The sequence below is a fragment of the Pantoea sp. XAF26B01_ASV70 genome (assembly GCF_054512635.1).
On the sequence record NZ_JBTNCJ010000002.1, the window covers coordinates 322,780 to 340,423 of the forward strand.

The 17,644-nt window shown below is 52.1% G+C and carries 15 protein-coding genes; 4 read left to right on the forward strand and 11 right to left on the reverse strand.

The window, feature by feature from the left end; all coding sequences use genetic code 11:
- Positions 1-52: 52 nt before the first annotated feature.
- On the reverse strand, positions 53-1,486 hold the full coding sequence (locus ACX8ZY_RS21015) for an MFS transporter (protein WP_109651253.1): 1,434 nt from the start codon (positions 1,484-1,486) through the stop codon (positions 53-55).
- A 130-nt stretch (positions 1,487-1,616) separates the two neighbouring features.
- Here ACX8ZY_RS21015 and ACX8ZY_RS21020 point away from each other — a divergent pair, with 130 nt between their 5' ends.
- Positions 1,617-1,973, forward strand: a complete 357-nt coding sequence (locus tag ACX8ZY_RS21020) for an ArsR/SmtB family transcription factor (RefSeq protein ID WP_010670459.1) — start codon at positions 1,617-1,619, stop codon at positions 1,971-1,973.
- Positions 1,974-2,138: 165 nt separating this feature from the next.
- On the opposite strand, the gene ACX8ZY_RS21025 is transcribed toward ACX8ZY_RS21020, so the two are convergent.
- Entirely contained in the window at positions 2,139-3,029 is an 891-nt protein-coding gene (locus tag ACX8ZY_RS21025) for a LysR family transcriptional regulator (protein WP_421665401.1), read from the reverse strand.
- 121 nt (positions 3,030-3,150) lie between these two features.
- Between ACX8ZY_RS21025 and ACX8ZY_RS21030 the strand changes: the two genes are divergently transcribed.
- A complete protein-coding gene (locus tag ACX8ZY_RS21030; RefSeq protein ID WP_421665402.1) occupies positions 3,151-4,692 on the forward strand; it encodes an MFS transporter in 1,542 nt (513 codons plus the stop codon).
- A 175-nt stretch (positions 4,693-4,867) separates the two neighbouring features.
- Here ACX8ZY_RS21030 and ACX8ZY_RS21035 read toward each other — a convergent pair whose 3' ends face one another.
- On the reverse strand, positions 4,868-5,314 hold the full coding sequence (locus tag ACX8ZY_RS21035; protein WP_421665403.1) for a GNAT family N-acetyltransferase: 447 nt from the start codon (positions 5,312-5,314) through the stop codon (positions 4,868-4,870).
- A 332-nt stretch (positions 5,315-5,646) separates the two neighbouring features.
- Positions 5,647-6,873 (reverse strand): MFS transporter, encoded by a 1,227-nt coding sequence (locus ACX8ZY_RS21040; RefSeq protein WP_157353024.1) that lies wholly within the window; start codon positions 6,871-6,873, stop codon positions 5,647-5,649.
- Between the two features lie 108 nt (positions 6,874-6,981).
- Between ACX8ZY_RS21040 and ACX8ZY_RS21045 the strand changes: the two genes are divergently transcribed.
- A complete protein-coding gene (locus ACX8ZY_RS21045) occupies positions 6,982-7,932 on the forward strand; it encodes an AraC family transcriptional regulator (protein ID WP_158149931.1) in 951 nt (316 codons plus the stop codon).
- A gap of 183 nt (positions 7,933-8,115) precedes the next feature.
- Here the strand turns inward: ACX8ZY_RS21045 and ACX8ZY_RS21050 are convergent, their stop codons facing one another.
- From ACX8ZY_RS21050 to malT, 7 genes are all read right to left on the reverse strand, one after another.
- Entirely contained in the window at positions 8,116-8,601 is a 486-nt protein-coding gene (locus ACX8ZY_RS21050) for a GNAT family N-acetyltransferase (RefSeq protein WP_033768522.1), read from the reverse strand.
- Between the two features lie 385 nt (positions 8,602-8,986).
- Entirely contained in the window at positions 8,987-9,343 is a 357-nt protein-coding gene (locus tag ACX8ZY_RS21055) for a hypothetical protein (RefSeq protein WP_158149932.1), read from the reverse strand.
- A gap of 612 nt (positions 9,344-9,955) precedes the next feature.
- Positions 9,956-10,201: a hypothetical protein gene (locus ACX8ZY_RS21060; RefSeq protein WP_022624743.1), complete on the reverse strand. Its 246-nt coding sequence runs from the start codon at positions 10,199-10,201 to the stop codon at positions 9,956-9,958.
- A gap of 152 nt (positions 10,202-10,353) precedes the next feature.
- Positions 10,354-10,590, reverse strand: coding sequence for a hypothetical protein (locus tag ACX8ZY_RS21065; RefSeq protein WP_158149933.1), 237 nt, complete (start codon positions 10,588-10,590; stop codon positions 10,354-10,356).
- Positions 10,591-10,706: 116 nt separating this feature from the next.
- Complete coding sequence (locus tag ACX8ZY_RS21070) at positions 10,707-11,129, reverse strand: hypothetical protein (protein WP_421665404.1); 423 nt, start codon at positions 11,127-11,129, stop codon at positions 10,707-10,709.
- A gap of 48 nt (positions 11,130-11,177) precedes the next feature.
- A complete protein-coding gene (locus ACX8ZY_RS21075; RefSeq protein WP_223564369.1) occupies positions 11,178-11,330 on the reverse strand; it encodes a hypothetical protein in 153 nt (50 codons plus the stop codon).
- 921 nt (positions 11,331-12,251) lie between these two features.
- Positions 12,252-14,954, reverse strand: coding sequence for an HTH-type transcriptional regulator MalT (gene malT, locus ACX8ZY_RS21080; protein WP_022624740.1), 2,703 nt, complete (start codon positions 14,952-14,954; stop codon positions 12,252-12,254).
- 282 nt (positions 14,955-15,236) lie between these two features.
- Between malT and malP the strand changes: the two genes are divergently transcribed.
- On the forward strand, positions 15,237-17,639 hold the full coding sequence (gene malP / locus ACX8ZY_RS21085) for a maltodextrin phosphorylase (protein ID WP_256849621.1): 2,403 nt from the start codon (positions 15,237-15,239) through the stop codon (positions 17,637-17,639).
- The last annotated feature ends 5 nt before the right edge of the window (positions 17,640-17,644 follow it).

Consider the following 17,644-nt stretch of genomic DNA (forward strand, 5'->3'; position numbering starts at 1 on the left):
GATGCGCTTATTTTTCATTCGGAAGCGGTTACACTAGAAAAGTGATTTTCAGTTACGTTATTTCTGCTGATAAACCAGTTGCAGCTTTACGCGGTAACAGTCGGGAGACAAGAAGGCCTGCAACCTGTCCGGCTGCAGCCAGATAAAAAGCAAGCTGTAAGGCATTTTCGAGACTGCTCACAGACGTTTGCTGCTGCAGATTTTCGCCCCCGCTTCCGGAAAAAGCTATCAACAAAGCAATACCAACAGCATTACCCACATTCAGCGTTGTAGATGCCATGCCCGAAGCGATCCCCTGTTCGTTATGCGTTACACCTGAACCAGAAGCTATCCACATTGCCGTCCATACAATCCCCTGGCCTGTTCCTGAAATGACCAGCCCGGGCAATATGCTCGCATAAGATGCATCAGAAAAGGCTGCCGGCACCAGTGCCAGCGTACCCGCAATTCCGGTTAAAAAACCGGCCAGTAATACCGTGCGCACCGGCAGACGATTTGCAAGTCGGGCTCCGATTTGCGTTCCGGCAAAAATTGCCAGCGAAGGAATAATAAACGAAAGGCCGGTCTGCAAAGCGCTGTATCCCATAATGCTCTGAAACATGACCGTCAGAAAATAAGGCAGAGCACCAAAGGTTCCCATATAAATGAACGTAATCACCATGCCTGTAACCAGACTGCGGTTTCTGAATAAGCGTACTGGCATCAGTGGATCGTGGCTGCCAACTTCAATAGCAGTAAACGTCAGCAGACATACCATTGCCAGTCCCAGCGATAAGAGAACTTGTCCCGTAAGCCAGCCATCTTCCGGCCCCTGAACCAGAGCATAAACCAGCAGTGTTGATCCCACGGTTACGGTCAGAGCGCCCGGAAAATCGAAGCTGCGGCGTTCGTTCCGGAACCTGTCTTTAGGTAAGACAAAAAAAGCTGCAAAAATTGCGATGGCTGCCAGTACAACGTTGACAAAAAATACCGCCGGCCAGCCACAGGCACTGGTGAGTATCCCGCCGGCAAGCGATCCCAGGGTAAGCCCACTTGCGCCTGCACCGCCCCAGATAGCCAGTGCCCGGTTGCGTGACGGCCCTTCCTCAAACAGTCTGTTTATAAGCGAAAGCGTGGCTGGAAAAAGTAATGCTGCGCCAATGCCCTGTAAGGCACGTGCAATTACGATGACCATAGGACTCCACGCGAACCCACCGGCAAGCGAAGATAGCGCGTACAGCCATAACGCACCGATAAACACGCGGCGCTGCCCCATAAGATCGGCAGCCCGTCCACCGAGTAATAAAAAACCTCCGCAGCACACCGTATAAGCACTGACCACCCACTGAAGTGTGTGCTCTGAAAAGCCCAGTCCTGCGCCAATTTCCGGCAGTGCTACAAACACGATATTGATATCCAGGGAGTAAATAAGCTGGGCAAAAGCAAGCAGCGCAAGGCTCCAGTGCTGTAAGCGAGGGGTGAATGAATCCGGTAAGGCAATAGCCATCTGACAATCTCCGTATAAACCAAAGTACGAGTACATGCGTACAATAAATGTATGTATGTACCCGTACATTAGTCAACAGATAAAATTTAAAGTAGAGTGTCGGTATGTTGCTAACCTGATGAGAAATCTAATGCTTGTTAATCATCCTGATAAGGAACAAATACGGCTTGAGAATGTGCTGACGGCTTTGGGAAATCCCCTACGTCTGACTGTAGTCCGTGTACTGGCTGGCGGCGGTGAACATGCCTGTAGCGCCGTGCTGAGTGGTATTCCCAAATCAACGCTGACTCACCACTGGCGTGTACTAAGAGACAGTGGCGTTATCTGGCAGCGTCCTTTTGGCCGCGAAAATTTATTGTCTCTACGTCGTGAAGACCTGGATGCCCGCTTCCCCGGTCTGCTTGATGTTCTGTTGGGAGCCGTGGAAAACGACGAACTAACACAGGAATCAACGACAAGGAATCTGCCGCCGCCATCCTCTGAATAGCAGGCACATACAGAATGAAGTGAACTAAGCGTATATGTCCGCTCCTCGCTCAAAGCGGACATCTGACTGTTACCAGCCCCTTTTTTTCAGGAGCGGACGTTCATGATTTTGAGATAAGCATAAAAGTGCATACGATTTCAGAAAGCATTAACTGCCTGGTACAGATTACAGAGACAGGCCGGACTCACCAATAAAATCGACAAAGCAGCGTATTCTCGGTGAGAGATACCGGCTGGCTGGCCAGAGTGCCGAGAAAACCCCCTGCCTGGTACAGCTACCTGGCAATACCTCTTTCAGTTGCCCCGTGTTCAAAGATTCGCGAACGACAAAACCGGGCACATAGCAAATCCCCATACCTGACAGGCTCAGGCGAACAGAAGCCTCTATATTATTTACGGTCAGTACAGGGGCTGTCCTCAAGTCAGTACCCGGGCACATACCGCGCAGTTCCCAGGGCTGGAGCAGCCCAGTTGAAGGAAAACGAAAAGAAATGCACCTGTGCATCGTTAAATCCGCTGGCGAGCCGGGTACGCCATACTCATTCAAATAGTCAGGGCTGGCGCAGAGCACAAAACGAAAATCACCAACCTTTTTAGATTTCAGTCGGGAGTCCGTCAGTTCACCGCTTCGTATGGCTACATCAAATCCTTCATCAATGATGTTTACCAGCCGGTCGCTGAAATCGAGATCGAGTTCTACATGAGGATAACGGCGGGAAAAGTCCGGCAGAAGAGGAAGGATCAACCTGTAGCCAATGACAGGCAGTGAAACCCTGAGCTTCCCGGCAGGCTGCGCTAAGCTGCTCGTCAGTTCTGACTCCGCCTCATGTAATTGCTCAAGAATCTGCTGGCAGCGGATTAATAAAGCAGCCCCCTCCGCTGTCAGACTCACGTTTCTTGTACTGCGGTTTAAGAGACGTACGCCCAGTTTATGCTCAAGTCTGGCGACATTCTTCCCGACCGCTGAGGCAGAAATCCCAAGCAGCCTTGCGGCCTGTACAAAACTCAGCGTCTCCGCTGTCCGGACAAACGAAGTAAGAGAGGTCAAACTGTCCATTGATTATAAACTTAATGTCCGTTAAGAAGAGATTTTCAGTGTATTTATTCACTCTGATGTCTGCAATAACATTACTGAAGTTTGTTAACCCATCCGCTTTTCGGAAACATAAGGTCACCCAATGGCAACTTCAGCCAGAACACCCAGTCCATATGCCAGGAATATGGCAGCCTTTTCTGTCTATCTGGCGGCTATATTGCTGCCGTTAAGCTTTACCGGTGGTGTAATCTCCACGCCGGCAATACAACAGGCTCTTGGCGGCTCGCCTGCCGCGCTGTCATGGCTGACGAATGGATTTATGCTGACTTTCGGCAGTTTTTTGTTGTCAGCCGGTGTTGCTGCGGATGTTACTGGCAGAAAGCGCATTTTTACCGCAGGCTCAGCCCTGTTTTGCCTGAGCAGCGTTATGATCTGCCTGACACAGGATATCTTTATGGCTGGGTTGTTCAGGTCACTGCAGGGTCTTGCGGCGGCCTTGATATTGGCCAGCGGCAGCGCCGCACTGGCCCGTCTCTATGAAGGTCCGGACAGGACCCGGGCCTTCAGCGTACTTGGCACTATGTTTGGCGTGGGCCTGGCGTTCGGCCCTGTGTTGATGGGTTTCATTACGGATGCTTTGGGCTGGAGATGGTTGTATGCCATGTTAGCTCTGCTTTCAGGCATTGTAATTTTGACTGGTGCTGCGTTTCTGCCAGCATCAGAGGAGAGCGGACATCAGAAACCAGACGGCACAGGATTAATCATGTTTACTGCAGCCCTGATGTTATTTACATCAGCGGTGATGCTTATACCTGCCTTTGGGTTTTTATCGTTTCCCACATTCGCCCTTTTCATTTCCGCCATGCTGCTTTTCAGCGGGTTTGTAGTGCGTTGCCTGGGGGTTGAAAATCCTGTTCTGGATATCTCTCTGCTGCTGCGCCCGCGCTTTGCCGGCGTTCTGCTACTGCCGATAGCAACATGCTATTGCTATGTTGTGCTGCTGATTATTATTCCGCTTCATTTTATGGGCGGTGACGGGATGAGTGAGTCCCGGAGCGCTTTTTATCTTATGGCGCTGACGTCTCCAATGCTGGTTTTCCCGTCCATTGCCGCACTGCTGACAAGGTGGTTTTCTCCGGGAACCGTTTCAGCTGCGGGACTTATTATTGCATCAGTCGGGCTGCTTTTCCTCGGATACGCACTACCGGGTAACAGCAGTAATTTTCTTGTGCTTTCACTGATTATGACGGGTACCGGCGCTGCGCTTCCATGGGGACTGATGGATGGTCTGGCACTTTCAGCTGTATCTGTGGAGAAAGCGGGCATGGCCGCAGGCCTCTTTAATACCGTTCGCGTTGCTGGAGAAGGGATCGCTCTGGCGATGGCGTCAGCATTTTTAACAGAAATGAATGATTTGAATCTGAAAAACACCGTTCACGGGTATGCGCCAGAGGTCATTCACCAGGCTGCCGCATGGCTGGGGGGCGGCAGTACTGAGCAGGCCGCTGCGATGTTACCCGGTATTTCACGATTATTGCTTCAGGACAGTTATGACACTGCGTATACGTTTCTTTTTAGAGTTCTGGCTGCTGTCACGCTGATTTGCGCGCTAATGGTCTGGATCACCCTGGTTCGGCAGAGGCAGGGCTGTGCTGCAGGCAATACGCTGGCCAGAGATGAGTGAAAAATCCTAAACCCGTTGTGATTAAGGGGCCGTTCTTTGCTCAGCGGGTTATGGAGAATAATGCAGTGTGTCGTAAAAAATATTTTCTCAAATGTGTATTATGAGGTGCTGCACTGCGGGATCTTTAAAAAAGATATTTTCTTTTGCTATTGGTAAAAACGCTTTCTGGAATTATTTAGTTTAAATTTTGAGACATATTAATGCCGGTAATATGAAAGGTATTCTTCTGATACAGTGCTTTGGCTGAGGCATTATTCGGAGCTACCCTAAGTCCGACTTCATCGATGTTCATTATTTTTAGCAATCTTTTCATTTCGCATAAGGCCAGACCACCGAATCCACGGCCGCGCCAGTCAGGATAAATGTAGAAATCACTTATCCAGGCTGATGACCCGGTGATCGACAGCCAGAGGATGCCAATAACGTCCTCTGGTTCATCAGGCTGTTGGATACACCACAGCTGATTAGCCGGGGTCACAACTCCCTTTGTTAACACTGTATCAATAGATTCTATGGCTTTGATTAGTGCTTTTTCGGAAAGATATCCGCGATTGTTTTGCAGATCCTGCGAATATTCATGGATGAAAAGAGAACGATAATTTACGAATTCTTCTTCATTCATATTCCTGAGAGTAATCACACTGTCTTCCTGATGAGGTAGTTATGTGTTGAAGATATCACCTGGAAACTGTTTTTCAAGCTTCTCTGTTAAGGAATGTTTTCTCTGCACGTTTGAATCACCACTGAGAATGGTGATATTTCAAAATAGCGAGTAAACGGCACTTACTGATTATTGCTAAGCTCCGCTCCTCGCTCAAAACGCATTTTAACCAGCTTCTGCAGTTAACCCGCCCCTTTGCCATCACACTCAGCCAGCAGGCCCGGAACGCTGTACGGTCCGGGGATCTTAAGATGCTCGATTGAGGTGTCCTGACATCTTAAATGTCACTGAAATTATATGCTTTGCGTTCCTTCAGCTGATGACGAGACTCTGACCCGGAATGCAATAACCAGCGCGGCAGTGAGCATGATACAGGCAGCTGTAATGAATACCCCCGTCACCCCGTTGAGGCCATATATCAGACCACCTATTGCTGCACCCGCGGCAATGGAGGATTGAACGGCGGCGACCACCATACCCCCTGCGCTCTCGGCCTCATCAGGAAGAGTCCGGGCGACCCAACCTGACCACGCCACCGGTATGCCACCAAATGCCAGCCCCCACAGCATGACCAGCGCCGTAAGCCCGGCGATTGATAACGGCAGAGTGATCATACCCAGTGCCGCAGCTCCCACCAGAGCAGGCATAATAATCAGCGTAAAACGCAGGCTGCGTTCCATCAGCCACCCTGCCGACAGTGTCCCGATAAAGTTAGCAACGCCAAACACCAGAAGTATTAACGCCAGCCCTTTTGCATCTATGTGTGCGAGTCCTTCCAGCGCAGGCCGTATATAGGTAAACAGCGCATACTGGCCGGTGTGTGCAAGCACGCACCCCAGCATGCCCACGCTCACGCCCGGCCTCTGGAGCAGAGAAAATACGGATGCCGTCCTGGTCCTGACTACCGGCGGCATTCCGGGCAGCGTCAGCCACTGAAAAATGAAAGAGAGTGCGCCAACCGCAGCAGCAGCAATAAACGCACTACGCCAGCCAGACATCTCGCCCAGATAACTTCCCAGCGGTACGGCAACAACAGTACCTACCGCGATTCCACTAAAAATGATCGACAGCGCCCGCGGTACCAGCCTCTCCGGCACTAGCCTCATCGCAACCGCCGCTGCCATACTCCAGAATCCACCCAACGCGATCCCCAGCAGGATGCGCATTGCCAGCAGCATGACAATGCCTGAAGAGAGCGCCACAAGCAGATTTGAGAAGATCATAAGGGCAGTAAAGCTCAACAACACGATGCGCCGGTCCAGCGCACGCGTTAATCGCGGTATCAGTAATCCGGCAAATAACGCAATCACCGCCGTCACTGTTACGGCCTGTCCTGCAAGAGACTCTGACACCCCCAAATCCCGTGCAATAGGCGTTAATAAGCTGGCAGGCAGGTACTCTGCGGTGAGCAGGCCAAAAACACCCATGGTTAACGAAAAAACCGCAAGCCAGGCTGGCTGGATTTTCTCATCTCTTTGCACTCTTTCTTTGTGAACCCTGATAGAAGTTTCATCCGTCATTTCTAAGTCTCCTGGAAAGTCGTTTCAGGAGAAGAAGTCTATTCAGGCGCAGCTGGATGATCTATGCTCTAAAACCCTCACTTTTTTACCCAAAACCCGGAAAGGCATATGACTTCATCCTTCGCTCTGTCATCAGAACTCATCAGCGAGTTGCTTTCCGGCCTGCGGCTATACGGCGTGCGATATCAGCGTATCCAGACGGGAGATACGTTTGGCCTGAACTTCGCAAGCAGGCCAGGTCATGCTTATCTGCACTACGTCGCTGTGGGGGAGATGGTGCTCCATAGTGCAAACGGCGAAGTTCTTACGCTTTCAGCCGGAGAGGCTGTATTTCTTCCCCACGGCGAACGGCATCAGCTTTTGTCGGCAACAGCCGCCGACGTGCTGGATATCGACAATATTGAAACGGCACCACTGGATGAAAAAGTGAGTGGGATTGATACCTGCCCGAGTACTCAGGAAACGCCAGGCGCTGTGCTGTTTTTTGGTTGCATGAAAATCGATCTGGGAAGCATGCAGCGGCTGGCGGATGTGCTGCCTGAAATTATGCATGCCGATGCAAAGGGGATTCAGTGGCCGGGACTTATGCATATCCTTGATGCGATGAAGCGTGAGATATGCTCCGGACGCGTGGGCTATGCAGGTATTCTCGCCAGGCTTGCCGATGTGGCTGGAGCGATGTTTATCAGAGGATGGGTGGAAGACGGTTGCGGCAATAGCCCTGGTCTGGCTGCAGCACTGCGCGATCCGCGTCTGGCTCAGGCCATCCTGGCGATTCATCGCGAACCGGGCCGGGACTGGAGCGTGGCAGAACTCGCCGCCGAATCGCATATATCCCGCTCCGCATTCGCCGAAAGGTTTCAGACCACTATCGGCGTCCCACCGCTACGGTATGTAACGGAAGTAAAGATGCATCTCGCTGTCCGCTGGCTGTCGTCAGAAAACATCACCGTCGACATCGCATCGCAACGGTTAGGATACTCCTCTCAGGCTGCTTTCAGCCGGGCTTTTAAGCGTGTAACGGGCAAGTCTCCAGGCGCGGTTCGTTTGCTTAGCTAATGGGTTTTATCCTTAGCGGGGATAGCAATAATCGCTACGTAGTTTTACTTCCTTTGTGCTCCAGGAAGTGCAGAACAAAATGAATCACATTAAAAACAGTGTCCGCTACTGGCATATAGCGGTCATCAGCCCGATGACAGTCCACTTTGTGACAGGAGCAGACGTCAGTTCCAATTAATATAGTCAGCGCAATGCCTTTGAGAAACAGATAGCTTCTGTCCTGCCTATATATAGGCCGTAATTCTCAATAGGGACATAACCATTTTTCATGTAGAAATTTACAGCACGATAGTTGATGTGGCGGGTTTCCAGCCTAACTTCGATATATCCCATCTCTTTTGCTGATTTTTCAAGAAAAGTGAGTAAAGCACCACCAATCCCTGACTCACTTCGGTCTGAAAACATTCTTTTAAGCTCGGCTATATTTTGGGTAAATGGCCGTATAGCACCGCATCCCACAGCTTTGCCTTGAGAATTCTTTGCTAATGCCCATAAAGCTTTGTCATCACCCATTGCTTGGGTGGTGAAATTGCTTTTGCCGTTATCACCAGTAATAGCGGCAAGTTCTGCTGATAGCATTTCGATTAAACGATGGGATTCTGAAGAGAATGGATCTGATTTTTCTACTTTTATCATGGTTATACCCTGCAGGATGAGTGTGACCAACATAAAGCATCCTGCTAAGAAAAGCATCAGCTCAAAACGGGTAAAGGGATATCACTTATTCAAACCATCCCTGGGGTCATGGCTGCTCCTCACTCATAGCGGAAATAAATCTGAACTTAGTCTGGCCCGCCTCATTGCTGTTGCCAGAAATTAATACAAAGGTAATACAGCTTGAACGTTAAACTGGAAGGCATACGGACATGATAGCAGTTTAAATTGCTCATCGGCCGAATAGGTGACGGCAATTTGTCGAAGCATTTTAATCATAACATGGCTGCAAAGATATGAGGTTCACAATCAAGATAATATAGTAAACAGGGACTTTTAAAACACAATTAATTTAAAAGCCATCCTATACTAATGCTTAAAGCATCAGCTGAAAAAAATATTAGTTTTTTTTGCAGTTTCTCATTTTATAAAAGAAGCCGGAATGCGCATTTTCGATGATAAAACGATCATCGTAATTTGGACGTCTTACGAAGGTTATTCCGTTAACAGTAGCCTGCTGTTTAATACCACCCATGACACTTTCAAGCGCTGGGGATGCTACCTCATTACTCAGCATTTTCACTTTGTAGTTACTTCCATTGTCTTCAACGACAGCAGCTTTTGGCAAAAGCTGCGTCTCTGTATGAGAGCTGGTTATCCGGACATCACATAAATATGTCCCCAAGCCTAAACCTTCAGCTGCGGAACATAAACCGGAAAAACACAAAGCAATCATACAATAAACAAATTTATTCATATCTGTCTTCCAGGACTTTGGATCGTTAAAAAATCGTTATCGGCAAAATATTTTGTGACTTGAGGAATTGGTGATGTCATACGTGTATAGAGCTGATTTATGGATATTAATTTTTGTTGTGGGTAAGGTTGGATGAGCCGGGTGCTATGTTGGATGCAATGGTAACAGTCAGTCATTAAGAACGGAACGTCCGCTCCTTGCTCATTACGGACGTTCACCGCCTGTATCTTCTTTTTATGTTGCGATCCTTAATATCCTGGCATGATACGAACGACTTTCAGCTCTAATGCAACATAACATCTGTGACCAGCATGCCGCGATTCAACCCGTTCCCCTGCAGAAGAGGCCGGGCGGGAAATGGATCGTTGGTGGTGCCGGATAAACTGCCATCACTCAGGCTGACACTATGCGATGTCTTTTAAGGAAGATCGGGATTTACTGGTGCCGGTAAAAACGACTGATATGACTTCACCGGCTTTCGCAGTTCAGGCCTGGCAACCCGGTGTCTCAGCATTGCCTTGCTGTCTGCTTAGTCTGTATGCATGAAGTCGCCGGGGTAATTAACCTCCGGCAGACCACGTTAACGGCATAGGGATAACTATTTAGCTCCACTCATCCCGGGAGAACCATCATGTCCTCCCTCATTCCCGCCACTGCCACCCTGCCCGCCGACGCCGCCAGGACCCGCATCGCCTCCGTTTCCGCCATTACCTGATCCGTCACCATTACCGCCGTTCCCTCCATTTCCTCCGTTTTCACCACCATTACCGCCGTCGCCGCCATTTCCGTTGCTGCCAGAACCAGCATTCCCTCCGTCTCCCCCGTTTCCGTCACCGCCACCGTCACCACCGTCGCCACCGTCGCCGTCTGCCCATGCCGCAGTGCTGAATATTCCGGCCGCCAGAGAAGAGGTTACCGTGAGTACGACCATGAAAGGTCTCAGTAATGCTGAGGTGAGAATAATGAGATATACAGCTTTCATGAGAAGGTTTTTCATATCATCCTCTGCGCTATGACTTATATGCCGCCGCCGCTATCACCGCCATCACCACCATCACCACCATCACCATCACCACCGGATGAGTTGTTCCCGCTTCCTCCGTTGCCACCATCCCCTCCATCGGCTCCGTTAGTGCCGCCATTTCCGCCATCTCCGCCATTTGAGTTGGAGCCTGTACCAGCATTACCGCCGTTACCGCCATCCCCTCCGTTTTCGCCCGGACCACCGTCCCCGCCGTTTCCACCATCAGAAATCAGTGATAAGGAATCAGGAAAAGGAATCGGGGAGGCCGGAGAGGCATAACCGCAGTGTGTAAAAATCACCAGTATCAGAGTGGAGCACCTTAGTAGGGTACGGTATCGTTTACAGATGTTCTGACTGGTCATTGTTACCTCCATCACCGCCAGCACCTCCGGGCGCATTGTCAGTTGAACCACCATCACCCCCGTTGCCACCATTGGCGCTACCCTGTCCATTTTTATGATGTTTGTGGTGTTTATGGTAGGGTTCAGTCGCGGCGCCTGCCCCATTTCCCCCATTTCCGCCGTTACCACCTGTAGCAGAACCGTTACCGCCGTTACCTCCGTTCAGACAGCCTGTACCGGGCACGCCGTCTTTACCACTTTCTCCATCAGGCGAACTGCCGTTCCCATCTTGTCCGTTCAGGCTCTCACAGGCAGACATCTGAATAGTGTCCTGCGGGAGTGTCTGACTGAATACCGGCAGGGAAAGGAGCAGCCCTGCAGATAGTGGAAAAAAAATCAGCGTGTTGTGTAGCTTTGACATAGAAGTTTCATCCTTTAATTAATGGCCGCCTTCATGAGGCGACCATTTTTAGTTAGATTCTGCAGCCTGATTACGCACCGCCGCCATCACCACCACCACCATCGCCACCGCTGTCACCACCATCACCGCCGCCGTCACCGTCTCCGGAACCATTACCGTTAGCGGAGCCGTTGCCAGTGCCGTTATCATTACCGCTGCCATTCCCGTTACCGCTGGCGCTGTTATTTCCTCCATCGCCGCCAGGGCCACCAGGAGAATTAGAACCAGAACCCCCGTTGCCGCCGTCACCTCCATTAGCATCGCCGACAAGTAAGAAGGTCTGTGGGGAGTGATTCGTAAACGGTTGGTTATGTAACGGTGCAGCGACTGCAAGTCGCGCCGCAGAGAGGACTAAAACAGCCAAAGCAAGCGTTAATTTTTTATGTCTCATAATCCATCCTTAAAGATAATAAATACATGAGATAATCGCTGGCCCACCCCATAGCTAATGAGCTATTTCATTAAAAGTAAATTATCTAAAAAATAAAAACTATGGAGTGTAATGAAACGTTTTTCGTTGTTTTATAATGTTTTCGTTTAATTTTAAAAAAAATTTTCGGGGATGCTATTTTTTAACTAACTAGTTAATAGCTAATGACATTAAAGGCTAATAATTACCCTGCTAACAATTTACTCTTTTCATGAAATAATACATATTGCATTTTTATTAAGGCACTTTTTTCATAAGCAGGGAATGACAATCCTGAACTCAAAAAAAAGCAAAAGCATATATCATTTTCTATAATTCATCTGACTTTTAAGAGGTATGGTAAGGGGACACTGTTTAACCACTCAGAATTAATTTTCCTGAACCTCAGAAATCCGTAATTTCAGGAAGCACTACCCTAACTGCTGCAGGCGGGACCTCGCGAGGCTGAATAAAGGTGAAGCCCGTAACGCGCTGATGCATGCGATATTTATGCACCGGCTGGAAGAAATCAGGGCCCGAAATCCGGCAAATCAGAGCTGCATGTTGCGCAGTAAAGTAACTGCCCCGCTTCCCATTGATACAGACCGCCTGTTTCGACGGTGTGCTGTTATGCGGCGGAGCGGGCTGAAGCCCGCCCCTGAATACGCCTGTCGTCAGACATATCCCATCATTTTCAGCAGCGACTGCACCTGATTCATCGCTTCGCTGCGATGGGTGACGCCCAGCTTCTGATAGAGATTGCGAATGTGGGTTTTGATGGTGGTGGAGGCCACCGCCAGCTCACCGGCGATTTGATCGTTGCTGTAGCCCGAATAGATCAATCCCAGCACCTGCCATTCACGCTGCGTCAGCGGACTGGTTCGGATCAGCTCCGGCACGTCAGGATGGTTAAGCAAACGGCTGACAAAGCCTTCATCGAAATGGGCGAATTTGTGACGGTGATATTTATTGATCTCCAGCAGGATGCGCCGGGCGCGGTGGCTGTCCAGCTCATTCAGGGTATTCAGCTGAATCAATTGCCGCAGCTGCTGCGCCATCATCTCGCCTTCAATCACAAAATGGCTGATAAAACCGGTGCTGCGCGCCAGTTTCAGCGCCTCTATCAGGACACGCTGCGCCTCCGCTTTGCGGTCGGTCTGCCAGTAGATCTGATTCAGCAGCAGCAGATTACGGTTTAAATCGCTCATCAGGCGCAGGGCACGGGCATTCTCATTCAGCTCCTCCAGCACCACTTCCGCCTGGCTGACATCACCCAGCAGGATCTGCGCGCGGGCGATGTTCCGCCATTGTCCCTGCAGAAAATGGTTATTGGCGAAGGCGGGTTTAGGCGTCTGCCGCATCCAGTCACGGGCGTTCTGGCTGTCGCCGGTCAACTGCCAGTAAATGACCCGGACTTTGTCGGCATTGGCTATCCAGTCGCTGTGCCAGTTGCCATTGTTCAGCAGGTTTTCCAGCCGGTTCAGGTAGCTGCGGGCGTTATCCAGATTGCCACGTGCCAGTGAGCACTGCACCAGCAATCCCAGACACTGAATCTGCTGCTGCGGCTGGAAACCGTTCAGTACCTTGATGCCTTCCCGGGCCGCTTGCTCCGCCTCTTCCAGTCGTCCCCAGGCCCACAGCAACTGAGCGCGAATGCGCAGCAGAAACTCATGCAGCGGGAACTGAGCCAGGTGCTGCTCGTCGACCAGCACAAAGGCGCGGCTCTGGATCTCATAGGCTGCCTGCAAAAAGCCCTGAGCAAACAGAATCTCGCTCTGCTGAATCAGGCTCCAAAGGGCGTAGTGCCACACTTCATCGCGCCGCGCCATCTGTTCGGTCTGCCGCATCAGTTTGAGTGAATCATCCAGCTCACCTTTGCAGTGCATCACTTCGCCATGTACCGAGGTTGCCACAATGCGGCTGTAGTGACGGCTCGCTGGCAGAGTGTCGAGCGCCACTTTCGCCAGCCGCTCCGCTTCATCGGTATTGCCATCGTTAATCGCCACCTGGGCGCGCAACGCATTAAATTCACCGCGCAGTGCTGCATCGATCTCGCAGCGGCTGGCCTGTTCAAAACGCGCCAGCAGACTGTCGACTTCGGAGAAGCGATGCTGACTCTGCATCAGCCACGCCTGCAGCAGTACCAGCATTGGATTTTCCAGCATCATCTCCCACGGCAGTGCTTTCAGGGAGTTCTCCAGCAGTGGCAGCTCGCTCTGATTAAACAGCGTCCAGGCGTGCTTCAGCAGCACGTCCCGCAGCATGGTAGCGTCGCCAGAGGCGAGCGCATGATGAATCGCCTCGCCGGGAAATCCCTGCGCCATCCAGCTCTCTGCCGCAGCCCGATGCAGCGCAGGCAGTTCCGCCGCCAGTTCCCACTGGCAGCGCTGACGCAGGAAGTTACCAAACAGCGGATGGTAGCTGAACCAGCAGCCGGAATCGTCCATGCGCTGCAGAAACAGACCCTGACGCTCAATCTCTTCCAGCCGCATCTGGCCGTTCTCTTCGCGGGTGACACAGGCGATCAGTTCATCGTTCATTGAACGCAGCAGCGCGGTTTTCAGTAAGAAATGACGGGTAGGCAGATCGACGTTATCCAGGACTTCTTCAACAAGATAATCGGAGAGGTGGCTGGCATTAATGCCAGAGAGACGCCGGGCGGAATGCTGAGCCGAACTGGCCCCCTGTCGCGCCGACAGTACGATCAGTTGCAGCGCCGTAGCCCAGCCCGCTACATCATCACAGAGTCGGCTGCTCTCTTCGCTTTCCAGCGGGGCCGCCAGTCGGCAGTCAAAAAACTGTCGCGCCTCCTGGTGGGTAAAAGCCAGCTGCTGGCTGCCCAGCTCAATCAGTTGCTCACGCACCCGCAGGTTGGCGATACCGAGTTGCGGCAGATTACGTGACATCAGAATCAGCGTCAGATTTTCAGGCTGATGGCGCAGGAAAAAGCGCATCGCGTCGTGGATCACCGGATTGGTAATCAGATGGTAGTCATCAACGATCAGCCACAGAGGCTGCTGCCACTCCACCAGCTCGATAAAGAGCTGAGAAAACAGGGCATTGAGATTCACATACTGCCGCTTCTGGGCCAGCAGCTCACTGCGCGGACAGCCACTGTGGGTGGCCTGTTGCAGTGCAGCGATCAGGTAATCGGCAAAACGCTCCGGCTGATTATCGCCCTCATCTAAAGAAACCCACCCCAGATCGCTTTTCCCTGCCGCCCACTGCGACACCAGTGTGGTTTTACCGTAGCCCGCCGGACTGGTGACCAGCACCAGCCGATAGTTACCGGCAGCGGTGAGTTTTTGCAGCAATCTCTCCCGAATCACAGTGCCTTCAAGACGCACCGGGCGGCTGAGTTTAGCGGGTATTAACATGGGCGCGCGTTTCTCCATTTGTCGAGCGCATCATTATTTTACGCTTCGTAATTATTCCTTACACAGGTTCAGCATTTCGTCAGATGAATGCAAGCAAACCCATTAATTAAACTTTACAAAAGCGTGCGCAATCACACTCCTTCAACGATTTCGGATTAGCCTCATCCTCTCCACCCTCCCCATCCTCCTCCGCTAATTTTTTGCAGGAGGATGAGCGAGGGTTTCCGCGCGGGCAAACTGTCGCCACATTGATCCATTTTCCGTTTTCACAGGACATCAACCATGACACAGCCCGATTTCAACCCGATTCAGTTCAATGCTGCCTTGACCCGTCAGTGGCAGCGTTTTGGCCTGCGCGATGCGCAGGAGATGACCACGACACAGTGGTGGCAGGCACTCAGCGGTGCGCTGGCCGATATGCTGGTCGCGCAGCCTGCTCCCCCGGCCCCGACAGAACTGCGCCATGTTAACTATCTGTCGATGGAGTTTTTGATCGGTCGCCTGACCGGCAACAACCTGCTGAACCTGGGCTGGTATGACCCGGTCAACGAGGCCCTGGCCGCCTGGGAGATCTCACTCACTGACGTGCTGGAAACCGAAACGGATCCGGCGCTGGGTAATGGCGGCCTGGGTCGCCTGGCAGCCTGTTTCCTGGATTCCATGGCGAATGTGGGTCAGCCCGCTACGGGCTACGGTCTGAACTATCAGTACGGTCTGTTCCGCCAGCGCTTCGAACAGGGCGCGCAGATTGAAGGCCCGGATGACTGGCAGCGCGACCGCTATCCGTGGTTTAACCACAACGCCGCGCTTAACGTGCGGGTCGGGCTGGGCGGTAAAGTGGTGACGGTTGCGGGTCAGCCACAGTGGCAACCGGCGTTTGAACTGCTCGGCGAAGCCTGGGATCTGCCGGTGGTGGGTTATCAGAATGGTATCAGCCAGCCACTGCGTCTATGGCAGGCGAAACATGCCCAGCCGTTTAACCTCAGTCGCTTTAACGACGGCGACTTTCTGCGCGCTGAACAACAGGGTATTGATGCTGAAAAACTGACTAAAGTGCTCTACCCCAATGACAATCATCAGAACGGTAAAAAACTGCGTCTGATGCAGCAATATTTTCAGTGCGCCTGTGCGCTGGCTGACATTCTGCGTCGCCATCATCGGGCCGGCCGCAGCATCGAAACCCTGGCCGATCATGAAGTGATCCAGCTTAATGACACCCATCCGACGCTGGCCATCCCGGAGCTGATGCGTCTGCTGCTGGATGAGCATCAGCTGAGCTGGGATCGCGCCTGGCAGATCACACAGCACACTTTTGCCTACACCAATCACACCCTGATGCCGGAAGCGCTGGAGTGCTGGGATGTGCGTCTGGTGCGCAGCCTGCTGCCGCGCCATATGATGATCATCAATACCCTGAACGCGCAGCTAAAAACGGCTGTCACCGCGCGCTGGCCGGACGATGAAGCGAAGTGGGCCAGACTGGCGCTGGTGCATAATAACCAGCTGCGGATGGCAAACCTCTGCGTCACCAGCGGGTTCGCGGTCAACGGTGTGGCGGCGCTGCACTCGAAACTGGTGGTGCAGGATCTCTTCCCGGAATATCACCAGATGTGGCCGGAGAAATTCCACAACGTGACCAACGGCATTACGCCGCGCCGCTGGATCAATCAGTGCAACCCGGCGCTTAGTGCGCTGATCACCCGGACATTGCAAAAACCCTGGCTGAACGATCTCGATGCCTTGCAGGGGCTGGAAGCCTTTGCGGATGACGCCGCCTTCTGCGCGGAATATCGCGCCATCAAGCAGCAGAACAAAGTCGCGCTGGCGCACTGGGTGAAACAGCGGACCGGCATTGAGATTGACCCTACCGCGCTGTTTGACGTACAGATCAAACGACTGCATGAGTACAAACGCCAGCATCTGAGCCTGCTGCACATCATTGCGCTGTGGCAGACGCTGGTCACCGATCCGCAGGCTAACCGGACGCCGCGCGTGGTGCTGTTTGGTGCCAAAGCCGCGCCCGGCTATGCACTGGCGAAAAACATCATCTATGCCATCAACAAAGTGGCCGAGGTGATCAATCAGGATCCCCGCATCGGTGACCGGCTGAAAGTCGTGTTTATTCCCGATTACAACGTCTCCGTCGCCGAGCGGCTGATTCCCGCCGCCGACCTTTCTGAGCAGATCTCCACCGCCGGTAAAGAAGCGTCCGGCACCGGAAATATGAAACTGGCGCTGAACGGCGCACTGACCATCGGCACACTGGATGGAGCGAACGTCGAGATCGCTGAGCAGGTTGGCAGCGAGAACATCTTTATCTTCGGGCATACCGTGGAACAGGTGGTGGCTTTAAAAGCAGACGGTTATGCCCCAGCGCAGTGGCGCAAGAAAGATCCGCAGCTCAATCAGGTCTTACTGGCGCTGGAAGATGGCACCTTCAGCCAGGGCGACTGCCACGCCTTTGATGCGATGTTGCAGAGTCTCGGCCCGGAAGGCGGTGATCCTTATCTGGTACTGGCTGACTTCCAGCCCTACCTTGACGCACAGGCGCAGGTAGAAGCGCTGTGGAGCGATCAGGAGGCCTGGACACGTGCCACCATCCTCAATACCGCACGCTGTGGCATGTTCAGCTCCGATCGCGCTATCCGCGATTACCAGCAGCGCATCTGGCAAGCGAAACGCTAAGGAAC